Source organism: Pseudalkalibacillus sp. NRS-1564 (assembly GCF_050467905.1).
Lineage (GTDB): Bacteria > Bacillota > Bacilli > Bacillales > Guptibacillaceae > Guptibacillus > Guptibacillus hwajinpoensis_B.
The window spans coordinates 118,749-138,009 of sequence record NZ_JBITPM010000008.1 but is presented as its reverse complement, the minus strand read 5'-3'; the positions used below and the strand labels follow the sequence as shown (position 1 = coordinate 138,009).

At 41.3% G+C, this 19,261-nt stretch carries 13 protein-coding genes; 9 read left to right on the top strand and 4 right to left on the bottom strand.

All coding sequences use genetic code 11. From position 1 onward, the window contains the following. Nucleotides 1-52: 52 nt before the first annotated feature. From ACIFPW_RS03930 to ACIFPW_RS03920, 3 genes are all read left to right on the top strand, one after another. Complete coding sequence (locus tag ACIFPW_RS03930) at nt 53-1,471, top strand: hypothetical protein (protein ID WP_430242163.1); 1,419 nt, start codon at nt 53-55, stop codon at nt 1,469-1,471. A gap of 261 nt (nt 1,472-1,732) precedes the next feature. Next, a complete protein-coding gene (locus ACIFPW_RS03925; protein ID WP_430242162.1) occupies nt 1,733-2,188 on the top strand; it encodes a pyridoxamine 5'-phosphate oxidase family protein in 456 nt (151 codons plus the stop codon). Nucleotides 2,189-2,289: 101 nt separating this feature from the next. After that, nucleotides 2,290-2,916, top strand: a complete 627-nt coding sequence (locus ACIFPW_RS03920) for a TVP38/TMEM64 family protein (protein WP_430242160.1) — start codon at nt 2,290-2,292, stop codon at nt 2,914-2,916. An 858-nt stretch (nt 2,917-3,774) separates the two neighbouring features. On the opposite strand, the gene ACIFPW_RS03915 is transcribed toward ACIFPW_RS03920, so the two are convergent. The 4 genes from ACIFPW_RS03915 to ACIFPW_RS03900 form a co-directional block, all read right to left on the bottom strand. Then, nucleotides 3,775-4,344, bottom strand: a complete 570-nt coding sequence (locus ACIFPW_RS03915; protein ID WP_194221127.1) for a manganese catalase family protein — start codon at nt 4,342-4,344, stop codon at nt 3,775-3,777. Nucleotides 4,345-4,364: 20 nt separating this feature from the next. After that, nucleotides 4,365-4,628 (bottom strand): spore coat protein CotJB, encoded by a 264-nt coding sequence (locus tag ACIFPW_RS03910; protein WP_194221128.1) that lies wholly within the window; start codon nt 4,626-4,628, stop codon nt 4,365-4,367. Nucleotides 4,629-4,631: 3 nt separating this feature from the next. Further along, a complete protein-coding gene (locus tag ACIFPW_RS03905) occupies nt 4,632-4,847 on the bottom strand; it encodes a spore coat associated protein CotJA (RefSeq protein ID WP_303534712.1) in 216 nt (71 codons plus the stop codon). Between the two features lie 110 nt (nt 4,848-4,957). Further along, nucleotides 4,958-5,152 carry a hypothetical protein gene (locus ACIFPW_RS03900; protein ID WP_194221130.1) on the bottom strand — a complete coding sequence of 65 codons (195 nt, stop codon included), beginning with the start codon at nt 5,150-5,152 and terminating at the stop codon, nt 4,958-4,960. A 189-nt stretch (nt 5,153-5,341) separates the two neighbouring features. Here ACIFPW_RS03900 and addB point away from each other — a divergent pair, with 189 nt between their 5' ends. The 6 genes from addB to ACIFPW_RS03870 all read left to right on the top strand — a co-directional run bounded on the left by addB (nt 5,342) and on the right by ACIFPW_RS03870 (nt 19,095). Beyond that, on the top strand, nt 5,342-8,842 hold the full coding sequence (gene addB, locus ACIFPW_RS03895; RefSeq protein WP_430242158.1) for a helicase-exonuclease AddAB subunit AddB: 3,501 nt from the start codon (nt 5,342-5,344) through the stop codon (nt 8,840-8,842). After that, nucleotides 8,826-12,548, top strand: a complete 3,723-nt coding sequence (gene addA / locus ACIFPW_RS03890) for a helicase-exonuclease AddAB subunit AddA (protein ID WP_430242156.1) — start codon at nt 8,826-8,828, stop codon at nt 12,546-12,548. Before addB ends, addA begins: the two co-directional genes overlap by 17 nt. 76 nt (nt 12,549-12,624) lie before the next feature. Beyond that, nucleotides 12,625-13,785, top strand: a complete 1,161-nt coding sequence (locus ACIFPW_RS03885; protein ID WP_430242154.1) for an exonuclease SbcCD subunit D — start codon at nt 12,625-12,627, stop codon at nt 13,783-13,785. 14 nt (nt 13,786-13,799) lie between these two features. Further along, nucleotides 13,800-17,150, top strand: coding sequence for an SbcC/MukB-like Walker B domain-containing protein (locus tag ACIFPW_RS03880; protein ID WP_430242153.1), 3,351 nt, complete (start codon nt 13,800-13,802; stop codon nt 17,148-17,150). 122 nt (nt 17,151-17,272) lie between these two features. After that, nucleotides 17,273-17,923 carry a hypothetical protein gene (locus ACIFPW_RS03875; protein ID WP_430242151.1) on the top strand — a complete coding sequence of 217 codons (651 nt, stop codon included), beginning with the start codon at nt 17,273-17,275 and terminating at the stop codon, nt 17,921-17,923. A 23-nt stretch (nt 17,924-17,946) separates the two neighbouring features. Next, nucleotides 17,947-19,095: an efflux RND transporter periplasmic adaptor subunit gene (locus ACIFPW_RS03870; protein ID WP_430242149.1), complete on the top strand. Its 1,149-nt coding sequence runs from the start codon at nt 17,947-17,949 to the stop codon at nt 19,093-19,095. The last annotated feature ends 166 nt before the right edge of the window (nt 19,096-19,261 follow it).

The window sequence follows — 19,261 nt, the reverse complement described above, 5'->3', positions numbered from 1 at the left end:
AAGTTCAAAACTGATAGAATAGAGGTATGACGATTAGAAGTGAGGGATCTATGTGAGGAAATTAAATTTATATAAAATTATTGGAATTTTCTTATCTTTCGTCCTGTTCCTTGTTATTTTCAATCAGATTAAGAATGGGGAGCCTAATTTTAAAGTGGATGAGTCTCTTTTTGAAGTATACGAATCTACTAGTAGTTGGGAAGAAGCAATGGAAAACAGTGTTCCGCAGACTCGACTAGCAAGAGAGTTAGGAGTATTGGGTGGTGAGGAGCGCCGTATCCCCCTTCTTTCAGCCGAGAGAGATTTAATTATCCATGATGTAATGGTTCTAAATTACGGAGCCGTTTATCTTACTTATTCCTTTTCGTTGAAGGAAAGTGATCAACCATATAATTTACCAAGATTACATATCGGGTCAGTTAGCTTTACAGGAATCGAAGGATCAAACGAATCATATTTAGTTAATCAGCAGAACATTTCTAAGGAGCAAAATGGCAAGCCTCATGTTGTGAATCACCGTATCTATCAGGCTGATATTTTAATACCGAATCATGAGGCCGGTGGGACTATAAATGAGTTCAATCGTTTTTCATCAGCAAATTCCGTCCTTATTAAAGATGCGTATGTTCAAGGAAATGATGAGAAGGTGAACTTGGAAAATCAGGAGCTGTCTTTAGAAAGTGATTATGCTTCAAATGTATATGCTGAAACGGATTTGAACAAAAGTGTAAAAATAAAGGATGGAGAGCTTACATTTTCTCATTTTGAAGCAGGTCTTAACATGAATAAACTCTATATTGAAGGTGAGTACGATCCGCAAACAAAGTTTGTAATCACCAATACAAGCGGAGAAAACCCGTACTCCATTGAGTATGATGTAAGGGAAGACAAGGATGGAAGTTATCTTCCTTTAGAACCTTTTCAGGCAATACAGAAACAGTTCTCATATCGATTAAATGAAGTGATTCTTAATAAAGACGGATCAGTTAGTAAAACAATCGCGCAATCTGACTTGGAAGCGATGGAAAAGGGAGAAAAGGTAACCATTGGAGAGTACAGCGGAATCTCTTATTCTGTTCATTTAAAGGATGATGGTCAGCAACTTGTGATTTCATTTGATGCTCAAGAAGAAATAAGTTCGCAATTTTTTAATCAATTTGATATTGAAAGCCGAAAGACTTATGAAGAGCGATTTGATGTTGCCTCAGAAGAGGAGCGACAGCTTATTGAATCCCGCAAGCATATTCTTTTAGAATTAAAAGATGATAAGAAGAGTTCTATTCTTATTTATCAAACAAGACCTATCGGGGAGCCGAACAGTATACAGGTTGATCTTGATCATGAGCATTTCACATCAGGTCTCCCAGTTTCTATGACGCTTTCAAATTTACCTGAATTTCAGTCGATTAACCTTGATATAAGTGGTTCACTTAAAATGAATGAAAAAAATAATTTATTTTCAAATTTGTAGTTTGGTTTTTTGACATTCGGGAATATTCTTTATCAAACCCCCTAAGTAGTTTGAAAGTGATTTTCCCCCTGTTAGCCGTGCTCACGTGAGTACGGCTTTTTTTTATATGTTAGCTTATATTAATCATCAATGAGTTTCATTAATATAGTCTTCTTTATACAATAAATTCGGTTTGAAATGGTGAAGCGTTTCCATTAAGAGGGATTCGTGGTAATCTTTTAGGAAAGCAATAGATCAAAGAAATTGAAAGGATGAGGCATTTTGGCGAAGAAGGGGAATATGACAGAGCTAACAGAAGATCTTGTAACCTTTTTAGAAGGAGAAAAGCTTGTAATGCTTGCAACGATTGATCATGAAAGCCATACACCCAATGTATCAGCGATATCATGGGTGAAAAGCCTAGATAAAAATAATATTCGCTTTTCTGTGACTTCTAACTCAAAAACAATTCAAAATGTCAAACAGCATTCTAATGTTGTCTTTACAATAATCGGATTGGAAACGGTATATTCCATTCACGGAAAAGCATCTATCCTAGAGGAAGCGATGCAAGGAGTGTCGCTGAAGCTTGCTAAGATTAATGTGGAAGTTACTCAAGTCGCAGAAAGCATGTTCTGGGGTGCGAAAATAACGGCAGAACCACAATATGAAAAAACATATAATCAAAAGAAAGCGGAAGCTCTTGATGAAGAAGTGTACGAAGCGTTGTTAAAATAGACGAGACTTTCTTATCATAATTTTTTGTGATTTAATATAAGAAATAAGCATTATGTGCTTTCGCAATGACGTATGCATCAGGAAACGAGGTTGATTCCCATATGGAATGGGAAATGATTAAAGACTTTTTGAATGAAGAAACAATCAGAGAGTGGCTAGGTCAGTATCGTGCACTTGGTCCTTTGCCTGGAATTTTGCTACCAATGCTTGAGGCTGTGATTCCCATATTGCCCCTTTTTCTTTTTGTAGCAGGAAACGCGGCTGCGTATGGATTCTGGTATGGCTCTTTACTTTCATGGCTTGGTGCATCTCTTGGCGCTTTGATCGTTTTTATAGTGGTCAGAAAGCTTGCTAGACAGCGCTTCATGCGAGTGATTACAAAACATGCCAAAATCGAAAAAACACTTCGCTGGATCGAGCGGCATGGATTTGGGATGGTATTTCTTCTGCTTTGTTTTCCATTTACGCCATCAGCTTTAATCAATGTCGTTGCGGGTCTGTCAAATATGAGCATTAGAAGCTTTGTACTCGCCGTTTTACTAGGGAAAATGGTGATGATATCGATCGTGTCTTTTATTGGACATGATGTCTTCGCCCTGATCCATCGTCCTTTGGAGATGGTGCTGATTCTCGCTGCCATAGTTGTATTATGGGGAGCAGGCAAACTAATTGAAGTCAAATTGAATCAACGCCCGAGAAAACATCGTACTGAAGATCATGTGAGATGAAGCAAAAGCCATGCCCGAAAGGGGATGGCTTTTGCGTGTTATTGTTTATTTGGTTTTAAGCTTTTAGTGCCTGTGAAGGGTAACCGCCCACATCCGCTTTTCATGTCTAGCTGCCGTGTCTAACCGCCCACATCCGCATTTCGTGTCTAGCTGCAGCGCCCAGCCTCTCGATCGCTTCACCCTCTAAAATGAACACAAAGAGCGTGTTCTTTTTAGAGGGCTCCAGCGCTTGTCGAGGCTATACGGGCGCTTCCGCATTTCATGTCTAGCTGCAGTGGCCAGGGCCTCGATCGCTTCACCCTGTAAAATGAACACGAAGACCGTGTTCTTTTTACAGGGCTCCAGCGCTTGTCGACCCTTAACGGCCACTTCCGCATTTCATGTCTAGCTGCAGTGGGCAGACACTCGATCACTTCACCCTATAACTCGAACACAAAGACCGTGTTCAATTTATAGGGTTCCAGTGCCTACCGTGTCTAACCGCCCACATCCGCATTTCGTGTCTAGCTGCAGCGCCCAGCCTCTCGATCGCTTCACCCTCTAAAATGAACACAAAGAGCGTGTTCTTTTTAGAGGGCTCCAGCGCTTGTCGAGGCTATACGGGCGCTTCCGCATTTCATGTCTAGCTGCAGTGGGCAGACACTCGGTCACTTCACCCTTTAACTCGAACACAAAGACCGTGTTCAATTTATAGGGTTCCAGTGCCTGCCGTGTCTAACCGCCCACATCCGCATTTCATGTCTAGCTGCAGTGGGCAAATCCTCCGGTCGTTTCACCCAATCGATTGAGACAAAAAGCGTCTCATTCTCATGGGTTCCAACGCCCTGCGGATTTAACCGCCCACTTCCGCATTTCGTTTTAAAATATCCTTTTCTTATCTCTTTCTTCTTTAAGTATTTCAACGGCTTCTCTGAAGCGTTGGGAGTGGATGATTTCTCGTTCTCTTAGGAAGGCGAGGGAGTCGTTTAGGTCTGGGTCGTCTGAGAGATCGATGATCCATTGGTAGGTGGCTCTTGCTTTTTCTTCTGCGGCGATGTCTTCGTATAGGTCGGCGATTGGATCGCCTTTGGCGGCGATGTAGCTTGCTGTCCATGGGACGCCAGCGGCATTGGAGTAGTATAGGGCACTGTCATGATTAGCATAGTGGGCGCCGAGTCCAGCTTCTTTCATTTGATCTGCTGTTGCGTCTTTTGTGAGTTTATAGATCATTGTAGCGATCATTTCGAGATGAGCAAATTCTTCTGTGCCGATATCGGTTAATAACCCGACGACCTTATCTGGAATGGTATACCGTTGATTCAAATAACGGAGGGCTGCTGCTAGTTCACCATCAGCACCGCCATATTGCTCAATCAAAAATTTGGCAAGCATGGGGTTACATGTACTGACTTTAACGGGATATTGCAATTTCTTTTCATATAGCCACATTGAGGTTCACCCTTTCCAGACTAGACTTGCCATGGCCACGGTGCGTCGCCCCAATTCCATGGGTAGTTTGAATAGCTGTTGCCGTATTGCTGAAGGGGACCATATTCCTTTTCATAGCGTTTCTTAAGATGCTTACTTCTTTTGGCATATTCATTGAATTGTTGAATGGCTTCGTAGTCATCCGGGTGTGTATCAAGGTAAAGAGTCAGTTCAACGAGAACGAAATCAGTGGCCTGCAGTTCCTCTAACAGCTCATAATAGGCTTTCGGTAGCTGTTTAGACATGTATTACTCCCCCCGCTTTGAAGGATAAGGATAGGGATCATAGAAAGCTTTCCAGAGAGTACCTCGAGTGAGAGCTTCACGTGCAGAATATTGCTCTAGTCCTGGGGGCTGAAATCCCATATAAAGATTAGGAGGAGTGGAATAAGATTTCACTCGAATAGGGGGACAGGGATCAAATGGACTAACGTAAGGCTCGTAATACTTTTTGTGGGTATACATCGTTGACCTCCTTCTATACAAGTCTCTACTCTTTAGATGTATGAAGTTATGAAAGAAACATGATTTCTAAATAAAGGAGCACTCCCACTTTAGGGAGTGCTCCTCATTTTTTACATTTTATTAACCGTATTGTTCCACGTAGCAAGCATATTCTTTAGGTCATGAAGGTCTGATTTAAATGGATAGTTCGATGCAACACTTCTTTTTTGACCTTCGTCGAGCTTTTCGTAGCTATGCACAAATTCGGTCATGTCTCTTGTTAGTCTATTTAGCTCCCACTTAAATGTTTCGAATTCTTTTTCCATTGTCAAAACTCCTTTGTAAATATGTTCTTATATTTGATATACCCTGACGGACCATTCTAAAAACCATCGAGTGTGATAATTTACAAATAATGTCGCTTTAGATGCGAACGTATTTTCTTGTCTTGCTATCCAATTGAAGAAAAACATGAGATAATAGACAAAGAATATACGGTGTAGGAGGTAGAATACATGGCGGTACAGTTTGTGATTGGTCGGTCTGGAAGTGGAAAAACAGAGCATTGCTTATCTGAAATGCAGCAAGAATTGATCGATCGCCCGCTTGGTGAAGATATGATCTATCTTGTACCAGAGCAAATGACTTTTCAATCAGAATATGAACTAGTACATAATAGAGGGTTAAAAGGAATGATTCGTGCTCAGGTTTTTAGTTTTACAAGACTGGCATGGAAAGTTCTTCAAGAAACGGGAGGGATGGCCCGCCCACACTTAACAAGCGTAGGAACAAGTATGATGTTACGTCATATCATCGAAGAGAATAAACAGAAGCTAAGAATTTATCAGCGTTCTTCTGAAAAAACAGGGTATGTGGAACATCTGAATGACATGGTAACAGAGTTTAAACGGTATTGTCTTGAACCGGAAGATATAAAACGTTTTGCGGATGATCTTTATGATGAAGATGAGCGAAGCTTACTTCGAGATAAGCTCTATGATCTTCACCTTGTTTATGATGCTTTTCAGAAGGAAATGCTCGGGTTTTATCTTGATTCGGAAGACTATTTGGCATTGCTTGCTGAGAAAATCGAAGCGTCAAGCTACCTAGAGGGTGCCTCTATCTGGATTGATGGTTTTCATAGTTTTACACCTCAAGAGCTTCTTGTGCTTCAGGCTTTAATAAAAAAAGGAACAAACCTTACAGTTACCATCACGATGGATCCCGAGATTAATCCTTCAAGCATTCATGAACTGGATCTCTTTCATGAGCCAGCGAAAACATATCAAACTCTTCAAGGACTTGCGCATGAAGAGGGGGCTGCTATTAAAGAACCGATAATTCTAGCTGATCAAAAGCGCTATAACAATAGTGAACTTGCTCATTTAGAAGCCAACTATGGTGAACGACCACCAGTTCTTTATAATGGAAGTCTTCAGCATATTCAAGTGCATCATGCGGTGAATATCCGTTCCGAAGTTGAAGCGGCAGCGCGTGAAACGCTTAGATTAGTACGCGATGAGGGCTATCGATATAGAGACATTTCAGTCATGGTACGTAACATGGCTTCTTATTATGAACTTGTCGAAACGATCTATGCCGATCACGGTATTCCTATTTTTTCTGACCAAAAGAGAACGATGCTGCATCACCCGCTAATTGAATTAATAAGGTCCAGTCTAGATATAATTCAATATAACTGGCGCTATGAATCTGTGTTTCGCTGTGTCAAAACAGAATTGCTTTTTCCTGACGATACAGAAGAAAGTATCGAAACCATTCGCGAGCGCATGGATGAACTCGAAAATTATGTAATTGCTAAAGGCATTAAGGGCTATCGCTGGAAAACGGATGAGCGCTTTAAAGCAAATATCTACCGACAGCTCGAAGATGATGAAACGGTCACCTCAGATGACCTCGAAAAAATGGAAGATCGATTAAATGAAACGAAAGAATGGATTGTTACACCGCTCGAGAAGTTTGAAAGAAAAATGACGAAAGCAAAAACCGTTCGCGAAATGTGTGAAATTCTTTATTATCTTCTAGAGAATAGTCACGCTGCAGAAAAAATAGATAGATTGAAGGTACAAGCAGAAGAAGCAGGTCAGCTTTCGAAAGCACGGGAGCATGATCAAGTTTGGGATGCTGTTATTGCACTGCTTGATGAAACGGTTGAATTGATTGGTGATCAAAAACTTTCGATAGAACAATTTACGAAACTTCTTGAAGCTGGAATGGAAAACATGAAATTTGCCCTCGTACCTGCTTCACTTGATCAAGTTGTGATCGGTAGCATTGATCGAACGAGATTTACTGATGTGAAGTGTGGTTTTTTGCTAGGTGTCAATGAAGGAGTTTTACCATCAAGAATACAGGAAGATGGGCTTTTGAACGAACAGGATCGAGAAAAGCTAGAGGATCAGGGGATCCAGCTGGCACCTGGATTAAAGCGACGTCTTTTAGACGAAGAATTTTTAATTTACCATTCCTTGTCAACGCCCTCTGATGCTCTTTGGGTAAGTTGTCCTCTTGCAGATGAAGAAGGAAAGGGATTGCAGCCTTCTATTGTGATGAATCGATTGAAAGAGATGTTCCCTGAACTTAACATTGGTTTGAAATTTGCTGAACCAGGTGAAGAATTGAAAGAAGAACTATCGTTTATAACGAACCCGGCGAAGACAATTGGTAGATTAACAGGTCAGCTTCGTCAATGGCATCGAGGCTATCCAATTGATCCGATCTGGTGGGATGCCTATAATTGGTTCGTTACAGCGTCTTCACAAGAGAATCGAGTTCGATTGATTGAAAGTCTTTTTTATCGTAACAAAGCAGATCGTCTGACAGAAGACACGAGTAGAAAACTGTATGGTTCAAAGATTCAAACAAGTGTTTCTAGAATGGAAAGATATAAATCCTGTGCCTTTTCGCAATTTGCTTCTCATGGTTTACGGTTGAAAGAACGGTCAACATTTAAGCTTGAAGCTCCAGACATTGGCCAGTTATTCCACGCTGCGCTAAATATGATGGCTGAAACAATTAAGCAGCGTCATTGGGATTGGGCCAAGCTTTCATCGAATCAATATTATGAACTATCAGGTCAAATCGTAGAGCAACTTGCACCGAAATTGCAAAATGAAATTCTATTAAGTTCAAATCGCTATCACTATATAATGAGAAAACTTTCTCAGGTAGTAGGTCGAGCCTCTTCCGTTCTCGGTCAACAAGCGAAGAAAAGCGGTTTTCAGCCAGCGGGGCTCGAACTAGGATTTGGCCCAAACCAGGATTTGCCACCAATCGAGTTTACGCTTAAGAATGGGGTGAAAATCCAGCTGATCGGACGAGTGGACCGCGTTGATCAGGCGCTAAATGGAGAGGAGCTTCTGCTCAGAATTATTGACTACAAATCAAGTGGAACTTCTCTTGATCTCTCAGAAGTTTACTTTGGCTTAGCGCTTCAGATGCTAACGTATCTGGATGTTGTGATTACAAACGCAAACATTTGGCTCGGTCGTGATGCAACGGCAGCTGGAATGCTGTACTTCCACGTTCATAATCCAATGTTGCAGGCATCAGCGCCAGGACAAGCTGCTCTTCAACAGGAACTTTTCAAAAAGTTTAAGATGAAGGGTCTTCTTCTAGCTGACAAAGATGTCGTAAGCTTGATGGATCAGGACATTGAGAAGAAAAAATCTGACATTATTCCAGCCGCCTTAAAGAAAGACGGTACTTTTTATAAAAATTCTTCTGTTTTATCTTCCGATGATTTTCAGGCGCTCAGGTCATTCACACGGCAAACCATACAAACGATTGGAACAGAAATATCAGACGGACGTATCGATATCGATCCTTACAAGATGAAGGATCGCATCCCATGCACATTCTGTTCCTATCGCTCATTTTGTCAATTTGATCAGGCGATGGAGGATAATGACTATCGACCGATTACTGTTCAGGATGATGAAACAATACTGAGACGGATGAGAGAGGAGGCGAACGGGAATGACGATAATGAATAAACCCGAAGGCTCGAAATGGACAGACGAACAATGGGAAGCTATTGCTGCTCGTGATCAAGACGTTCTCGTAGCAGCTGCAGCTGGGTCGGGGAAAACGGCTGTTTTAGTTGAACGAATTATTAGGCGTCTTGCTGATGAGAATGATCCTGCTGAAGTTGATCGAATTCTTGTCGTAACGTTTACAAATGCTGCAGCGGCTGAAATGAGACATCGAATCGGGGAGGCTCTTGAAGAAAAGTTAAAAGAAGACCCATCTTCCCTTTATTTAAGAAGACAGCTTTCGATGTTGAATCGCGCTTCTATTTCAACGCTTCATTCTTTTTGTATGGAAGTGCTTCGACGCTATTATTACGAAATTGATCTTGATCCAGCCTTTAGAGTAGCGGATCAAACCGAAGCGGCATTGCTTCGTGAAGAAGCAATGGAAGAACTTTTCGAAGAGCATTATAGCAAGAAAGAGAATGAGGCTTTTTATGACCTTGTTGATCGCTACAGTAGTGATCGTAGTGATGTGGATCTTCAGCTTCTTGTAGAAAGACTCTATCATTTCTCTTCTAGTCACCCATGGCCAGAGCAATGGTTGCAAGAGAGTGTCGCCGTATATGAAGAAGCGAGTGAAAAAGCGTTTGATGAATTGGTCTGGGTAGAGGAAATAAAAAAAGATGTCATTCTTCAGCTTGAAGGTATGCGTGAAATGCAGGAGAAGGCCATTTCTCTTTCTAATGCACCAGGCGGGCCAGAGCCATACCTTGAGATGTTAGAAATGGAACGTGAAATGACGGAAAGGCTTCTATCAGCTTCCGCTCAAACGTGGCAGGAGCTCAAAAATGAGTTTGAACAAATAACGTTTGGTCGCTTAAAGCCTTGTAAAGGGGATCAATATGATCCTGAAATGATTGATACAGTAAAGGGCCTTCGTGATCGTGTCAAAAAGACCATCCAAAGTTTAAAAGAAGAGCTATTCCAAAGAAACCCTGAGGAATATGTAGAAGACATCGTTCAACTTGCTCCTGTACTAGGAACGTTATCTTCTCTTGTAAATGAATTTAGATACAAGTATACGGAGCTAAAAAAAGAAAAAGGGCTTGTGGATTACAGTGACCTTGAGCATTATTGTCTTTCTATTTTGTTAGATGATCGTTCTACTCCCGAGCACCCGGTCCCATCGAGTGCTGCTCGTGAATATCAAACACAATTTGCTGAAGTATTGATCGATGAATACCAGGATACGAACTCTGTTCAGGAAACCATCCTGAATGCCATTAGCAGAACTTCTGACTTAGGTGGGAACCGCTTCATGGTAGGGGACGTGAAGCAAAGTATTTACCGTTTTAGACTAGCAGAACCTGGGTTGTTCCTCTCTAAGTATAAGACGTTTGGTCGATCGTCTGACGAGCCATCGAAACGAATTGATCTTGCGCGCAATTTTCGTAGTCGAGAAGAAGTGTTGAATAGTACGAATTTTATCTTCAAACAAATTATGGACGAGCGTGTTGGAGAGATAGAGTACGATGAAGCAGCTGAGCTCATTCCTGGCGCAGAATACCCTAAGTCTGAAACGGTTGTTCCGGAAGTTCATATTATTGATAAGAGCGCTCAGAAAGACGAAGACGAAGAAGAAACTGAAAAGGTTCAGCTTGAGGCTCGGCTTATTGCCTCTAATATTAAAGATATGATGGGGAAGAGTGAAAGCGAACGAACAAAAGTGTACGACCGGAAAGAAGATCGTATGAGACCAATACAGTATAGGGATATGGTGATTTTAATGCGTGCAACAGCAAGCTGGGCACCTGTGATCATGGAAGAATTAAAGCAAGCTGGCATCCTATCTTATTCAGACCTTGCAACAGGATATTTTGAAGCAACAGAAGTCGCGATTATGATGAGTCTTCTTAATGTTATCGATAATCCTTATCAGGATATTCCGCTTGCCTCCGTGCTCCGTTCACCCATTATCGGGTTAACAGAGGAAGAGCTTTCCCTTATTCGTATCAATGAGAAACATTCAAGTTATTATCTTGCCTTACGATCTTACTGTGAGACTGAGTCGAACAAGCTATCGGAGACATTATCGAAGTTCATCACAAACTTGAACAGGTGGCGAGAAGCGGCAAGGCAGTCTTCTTTAAGTGAGTTAATTTGGCAGCTTTATCGAGAAACGAACTATTATGAATTTGTTGGTGGAATGCCTGCCGGCTTGCAGCGACAGGCGAATTTACGAGCGCTGTATGATCGGGCAAGACAATACGAAGTGACTTCGTTTCGTGGCCTATTTCGCTTTCTGCGTTTTATTGACAGAATGAAAGAGCGTGGGAGTGATCTCGGAACTGCGCGCGCTCTTGGAGAACAAGAGGACGTTGTCCGAGTGATGACCATTCACAAAAGCAAAGGACTTGAATTTCCTGTCGTCTTTATTGCAGGAATTGCGAAGCAATTTAATATGAGAGATATGGCCAATCAAATGCTGATGCATAAAGAATTTGGTCTTGCTACAAAATTCATTGATCCAGTTCAGAGGATTAGTTATCCGACATTGCCTTACTTTACACTGCAAAAGCGGATGAAGCTTGAGCTACTTGCTGAAGAAATGCGAGTTCTTTATGTTGCGTTAACGAGAGCGAAAGAGAAATTAATTTTAGTTGGAACGGTAAATGATTGGGAGAAAGAACGATTGTCATGGGCAGGAGCAGCTGGAGATGAGTGGCTGCTATCGGATTACGAACGATCGAAAGGGAAGACCTATCTGAGCTGGATTGGACCCGCTATTATGAGACATAAAGATCTCGCTTCTATATCTGAAGGAATGGCGAATTTTTCAAAACATGATGAGGTATTTCAACATCCGGCACGGTGGTTACTCACTCTTCATAACGCTTCGTCCTTCGCTGAGATTGAAGCAGAAGATGTTCATAAACATCGGGAATATGAAATGTTACTACAGAAGAAAGAGCCTATTCCTGAAGTTAGCTCCTATAAAGATGAGGTGAACCACCGTCTTGATTGGACTTATCCTCATCAAGCAGCGTCTGAAACAAGGTCGAAACAATCCGTTACAGAAGTGAAGCGCCAACGTGAGATCTTTCAAGATGAACGAAGTGATGACAAGCTAGTCAAAGGATTTAGCCAATCACTGAAAGAGCGACCTCGCTTTCTTCAAAGTAAGCAGTTAACGCCTGCTGAGCGGGGAACGGCGATGCACATTGTCATGCAGCACCTTGATTTGCAAAAGTGGCATGATCGTGAAGACATTAACGAGTTAGTCGCCAAACTTGAGCATAAGGAATTGTTAACGACTGAACAGGGAAGAGCCATTGATGTCGAGCAAATTCATCAATTAATGGATTCAGAGCTCGGGCAGAAAATGAGAAATGCAGCTGAAATATATAAAGAGGTCCCTTTCAGCCTAGGAGTAGATTCAAAATGGATCTATCCTGAATTTGAAGGAGATCAAGAGACGGTAGTTCTACAGGGTGTGATTGATTGTATTCTTCGCGATCAAAACGGTGAATTAGTGCTAGTCGATTACAAAACAGACGTGATAGCGAATCGTTTTACTTCTGATGAACACGCAATGGAGACAATGAAGCGGCGCTATACAACACAGCTACAATTATATGAAAAAGCCATTAATGAGATTTGGAAGATGCCTTGTCAGGAGAAAATATTATTCTTCTTTGACAGAGGTCGATCTCTCTTAATCGATTAACAAGTAGCCGGGCTTATGTCCGGCTGTCTTCGTTTCGATGGAGTCAAAATATGAATCAAATAAGGGAATGATTAATATGAGGTTACTTCATACTGCAGACTGGCACCTGGGGAAAACATTAGAAGGAAGAAGCCGTCTACCAGAACAAAAGGAATTTCTTGAAGAATTAATGGTGATTGCTGATGAAGAAAACGTAGACGCTATTTTAATGGCTGGAGACGTTTTTGATACCGTTAATCCGCCCGCTGCAGCTGAAACGCTTTTCTATGATGCGGCAGTAAAATTAACTAGCCGTGGAGAACGACCGCTAATCATCATTTCAGGCAACCATGATAATCCAGAGCGGTTGTCGGCATCACGCCCCCTTGCTCATACAAACGGTATAACGATTATTGGTTTTCCCACAACGGATCCGATAGAAGTGACGGTTCGAAATGGGCAGAAGCTCTCTATCGCTGCACTTCCTTATCCATCGGAATCCAGACTGAATGAATGTTTAACAGCGAGTCAGGAAGAAGAGGCCCTTCAGCTAGCGTATGATGATCGGGTGAAAAAGCTATTTAGTGATTTGACAGAAGCGGGATCAGAGGAGGCCGTTCAAATTGCTATGAGTCACATTTATGTAGCCGGAAGCAGAGAGAGTGATTCTGAACGACCGATACAAGTAGGAGGCGCTTATACGGTATCAGCGAATTCCCTTCCTGAACAGGCGCAGTATGTCGCGCTCGGTCACTTACACCGGCCTCAAACGATTACGAGAGCTTCAGCACTTGCACGCTATTCCGGGTCCCCTCTTGCTTACAGCTTCTCAGAAGCCAATCAATCCAAGTCAGTTACAATCATTGATGTGGAGCCAGAGGGTCTTGCTCATATAAATGAAATTCCTATACAATCAGGCAAGCCACTCGTTCGATGGATCGCTGATCAAGGGATTGAGCAAGTATATACGTGGCTAGAAGAAGGAAAAGATGCTGATGCGTGGATTGATCTCGAAATCCATTTAAATGATACGCTATCTATAGAAGAAATTCATCGACTCCGCAGTCAGCATGATGGATTTATCCATATTAGACCTGTCTTTGCAAAAAAGGATCAGCAAAAAGAAGTGTCTAATGCTAATCTTCCGATAGAAGAGCTTTTCAAACGATTCTATGAAAGACAAACAGATGGAGCTGAACCAGAAGAAGATCTTGTCCAGCTTTTTCTAGAGCTAACACAGTCAGATGATGAGGAGTAAGGGGGACTGAAGACATGAGACCGATACACCTGTCCGTTTCAGGACTACATAGTTTTCGAGAGAAACAAGAAATTGATTTTGAATCACTTTGTCAGGGAGGAATTTTTGGGATATTTGGTCCTACTGGCAGTGGGAAATCTTCTTTGCTTGATGCTATGACTCTTGCCCTTTATGGGAAAGTTGAACGAGCAACGAATAATACCCAGGGCATTATGAATCATGCAGAAGACACGTTGTATGTTTCGTTTACATTCGCCCTTGGAAACAAATTGCGCTATCGGGTGGAGCGAAGTTATAAACGTTCTGGAGATGTTTCCATTCGTTTGGCCAATTCAAGATTAATAGAACTTGGTGAAGAAAATACGGTTCTGGCGGATAAAGACCGTGATGTTTCACAGCAGATTCAAGAAATTCTAGGGCTTACGATTGATGATTTCACGCGTGCTGTTGTATTGCCGCAGGGTAAATTTGCAGAATTCCTTTCTTTAAAAGGCACTGAGAGAAGACAAATGTTACAACGTTTGTTCCAGCTTGAGAAATACGGTGATCAATTTAATCGTCGATTAAGAGCAAGAGTGGATGAGAAAAAATATAAGTTGAATGAAATTACGGCTGAACAAACGGGACTAGGTGAAGCTTCTAAAGAATCTCTTAAAGAGGCAAAGGAAGCTTTCCTTGAGGCTGAAAAAGCTGCTCAGAAAGCAAAGGACGATCTTCTTGCAGCTGAGAAACAAAAAGAAAATGTCACAGAGATTTGGAACCTTCAAAACCAGCTTGATGAACTTCGCAGTAGGAAAAAGGCGATAGCTGAACAAAGAGCTGAGATCGAAACGCTTGAAATAAAGATCAATGAAGCAAATGCGGCGGGGCAAATAAAGCCTTATTTAGATGCGGTTGAAGCAACAGAAAAAGAAGTACAAGAAGCAAAGAATCGTTATGAAGAAACAAAGCGCCGACTAGAAGAAGCTACAAAGCTGTATCAAGAAAGAAAGAGTGAGCATAAAAGCAAGCAACAAAATCGGCAAGAGCAGGAGCCTCTATTATTAAAAAAACTGAATGAATTTGAGCGTGGATTAGAGCTTGAAAAAGAAATATCTCAACTGAAAACTAAGCGTGCTGGTGTCGAAAATCAATCAGTCACGCTAGAAAAAGAGTCAAAGGTAAAAGCGGAAGAGACGAAAAAAGCACAAGAGGATTTAAAGAAAGCGCGCACGCTTCAATCTGACCTTAATAAAGATTTGACAAGTCGGCAGGTCGCCCCTGAAGAACGTAAGCGAATTCTAAGAGCTCAGAGCTTGAAGCAGGAGTTCCAATCTCTACAAAAGCAGCTAGATGAAGCACATCGTGAAGAAGAAAAACAAGTGAATGCTCAAAAGCAACTTCAGCCTCTATATGATGACGCGATGCAAAACTTGAAGGTGTTAAAGGAGAGTTATGCAGGTTATTATAACTTGGTTCTTTCAACATATCATGCCATATCATCTCATAAGCTTACGCTTGAGAATCACATCCGTAACGTTCAGGATGAAATCGATCAAACGAGTCAAAGACTTGAACAAAATCGCACACACGTCATTGCAATACGTCTTGCGAGAGAACTAGAAGAAGGGCAGGCATGCCCTGTTTGCGGTGCGAAAGAACACGTTCAGCTTGCAGAAGGTAATGATAACACACCTGATTTGAAGGAAGATCTAAAGGAAAAAGAACAAAGGCGTGAACGGTTAAAAGATCAACTTCAACATGCTAAACAGCTTCAATATCAGCTAGAGCAAACGTCTGACCTGATGTCAGATCAGGACGAGCAACTAGTTAAGGCGCAAGATATAAGCGATGTCGATCGTAACCTTACAGAAGCTGCTGTTATAACAGAAATGAAATCGCTCGCTCAGGATGTTCGAGAAATAGAAGAAAAAGTTAAAAATGCTCGAAAGAATCTTCATGAGCAGCAGTCAAAAGCGACCGAATATGCTTATCGTCTAGAACAAGTTCAGAAAGATCTAGAAGGTAGAAAAGAAAAGCGGATTAATTTAAGTAAAGAAACAGAAGAAATAACGAAAACCATTCAAGAGGAATTGTCTCTTTCTGTTCATGAGATTGAAGCAGAAATGAAAAAAATTGAAGAGATGGATAAAGAAGCAACCACCATAAGGGAGCGTCTCGAAAAAAGCGTTCCTTATATTGAGAAAAAAGAACAACATCTTTTAGAGCTTCAGGAACAGGTGCAACAACATACTGTGCGTAGAGCTGAATTAACAAGCTCATTACAACAGCTTAAAGAACAAATCAATAAGATGATAGCTGATCACATTAGTATCGTAGGTAACACAACAGCAGAAGAAGGTTACAAAGCAACGAATGAGCAATTACAAATCCTTCGAAAAGAAGAAAAAACGGCACATGAGCGATTGCAGCTAGCGGAGGAACGCTATCAGCAAAATGAACGACGTTCCGCTGCCGATCAAAATTACAATGACGATGCTCAGCTACGTTTGAAAAAATCACTTGAAACATATCAAGCAGTTGAAAAAGACTCTATTTTTGAGAACCGTATGCAGGTTAGAGATGCTGAAGTAGATAAAGAACAGAAACAGAAATGGGAAGAGCAAGTACAAGCCTATCGAAAAGAACGAGATCAAACGGAGCATTCGATGGTAGAGCTTGAGAAGAAGCTTTCGGGGAGAGCAATCACTGAAGGAGAGTATCATGAAACGATTGAGAGAGCAGAAAGTGCAAAAGTTAATCGAGAGGAAGCCTTATCACATTATGCAGCATGCCGACATCATGTAGAAGATATAACAAAAAGGCATCAACGCTATAAGGTGCTTGAAGGGGACCGTCAGTCTTTGAGTGAGGAGCTTGAAAAGCTTAATAAGCTTCAAACCGTTTTCCGGGGAAATAGTTTTGTGGAATTTATTGCTTCTGAACAGCTAGAGCAAGTTAGTTTTGACGCGTCACAGAAGTTAGGCGATCTAACCTCTCAGCGATACGCTATTGAAGTAGACTCAGGAGGAGGATTTTTAATTCGGGACGATGCAAACGGAGGAGTAAAGCGACCAGTCTCAACATTATCAGGAGGAGAAACCTTCCTTACATCGCTTGCTCTTGCCCTTGCACTGTCAGGACAAATTCAATTGAGGGGTGCTCATCCGCTCCAGTTTTTCTTCCTTGATGAAGGATTTGGTACCCTAGATGAATCACTTCTAGATACCGTTATTACAGCACTTGAAAAGCTACAAAATGAGAGCTTATCTGTCGGTGTCATTAGTCACGTGCCAGAGCTTCGCGCAAGACTGCCTCGAAAAGTCATTGTGACCCCATCAGAACCATCGGGGCGTGGAAGTCGTATTGAAATGGAGACACTCTAGACATAGGAAACATATCCAAATGGGTATGTTTTCTTTTTTTTCTTGAAAGATACTGTCAAAATACGAGAGTTTATGTAAAAATATGAATAGTAGTTGAGGTAATTTACATAGGAGGAACATGGATGTCGCATTCTATGAGACTAGTTTTAGGAAGCTTTAAACCTTTTTCACACTTTCGTCCGCTTCAATCAGCCTACAGATTAAAAGGATCCTGGTGGCGCATATTCTTATTAACGATCGCAGCCTTTTTAGTAGTTGGAATAACATCGTTTATGAACATCAAATACGCTGGGGAGATGCCTGAATATGCTGGCATTGCAGCAGATGATCGATTGCTTTTCGTTCTAAGTGAAGTGATTACAGATGGTTTACTTGGACTCATCACGTTTGTTCTCCTTGTTTTAGGAGGAGCATTATTATATTGGCCATTCTTTCAGGAAGTTGGATTTAAAAGACTTGCTTACATACATAGCTATGTCGTGTTTATTTTGTTAATCGGTATGGTGCTTCAATTGCCGTTTATTCCATTTCTCCATGAGCCTTCACTCGTATCTCCTTACAGTTTAGGTGTCTACGTAGACTTGATAACAAATAGCCCATTCTGGCTTTATTTTAGCTACAGTCTTTCCATATTTTTAGCATGGGGAACTTTTGTTCAGTACGCTGCGCTTAAGCAAAGTACAACTCATGCGAAAAGATACGTTATCTTTTGGACAATCGGCTTAAATCTAGTCATCGTTGCAATCATCGCTTATATGAGAACGGCATTTTAATGAAAAAGTTGGAGGGTCCATCTGTGAATCGTAAGTCACTTTTGATTAGCATTAGTGTAACTCTTGTTGTCCTTCTTTTCATTACTGTTAACACATTGATTATCCAGAGTGTGATCGCAGGTGAGAAGAAGCTGGAGACGGTTACTGTAAAGGGGAAAACTTATCAAGAACTTGCTTCTTTCAAAGGAGTTCTTATTCCAGAATTAGAAGAGTCATATTATTATCAAGCCTCACGCGGTAACATAGCAGATGTGCTTGTAGGTGGAGGCGATCTTGTTTCAACTGGTACAGCCCTTTTTGAATATGAAGAAGAGATCACTGTGAATACTTCAGATTTAAAGGCGCAATTAAATAAAGCTGAAACAGCCGTTTCTGTGCTCGATGATCAGCTCAGCGACGTGACTATGCAGTCGTCACGTATTGATTCTAATGAAGATCTTGAGGATGAGCAGAAACTACAACTGCAACTAGATGTGGAAGAGCAAATGCGAGAAACAGAATATAAGAAAAGACTTGCTGAGCTTGATGTAAAAGAGTTAGAACGTCAAATTGCTGAGGCAGATACAGAACAAGTAGATCTTAAGGTGGAGTCGACACTGGACGGTACAGTTGAAGAAGTGAATCGTACTCCTGAAGACGGTGAGCCGGTTGTCAAGGTGTTATCTAATAAGATCACTGTTCAAGGTTCCGTCAATGAATTAGATTACCCAACTCTTGCTGTCGATCAGGAAGTGCTGATTCGGGCGAGTGCTTATCCTGGTCAACCAGTCACAGGAAGAGTGACAATCTTAGAGGATCGTCCATATGAGGTAGATGAAGAGACGGGACTGAGCTTGTATCATTTTAATGTCATGATTGATGAGGAAACAGAGATGAAGTCGGGTACACACGTAACCATTGATGTTCCTCTTCATCAAAATAAAAATGCTCCATCTGTCCCTGAGGAAAGCATTATAATAAAAGATTCTACTAGTTATGTTGTCGTGTTTGAAGAAGAACAACTTTACTTAAGAGAAGTAGAACAAGGACGAGAAGAAAATGGAAGAGTAGAAATCCTATCAGGTCTCGAAGTTAAGGAAAAAGTCTTAACTGAGCCAAGAGAGGCTTTTACTGAACTGCTTTCAGAGAAAAAGGAAAAAGAACAGAGTCAAGAAACAGAAAGCAAAGGATAAAACGAGAGGACCTGTAGAGATACAGGTCCTTTTTATTGTTAGAGAAATTCTTATTCGTTTAAAGTGTGATTATCGCAATATTCATGAAAATGAATGGGATTTCATGTCATAATAGCAGTATTAAAGTAAAGGATGTTCCTCTTAAAATGTAACGAGCTTAAAAATA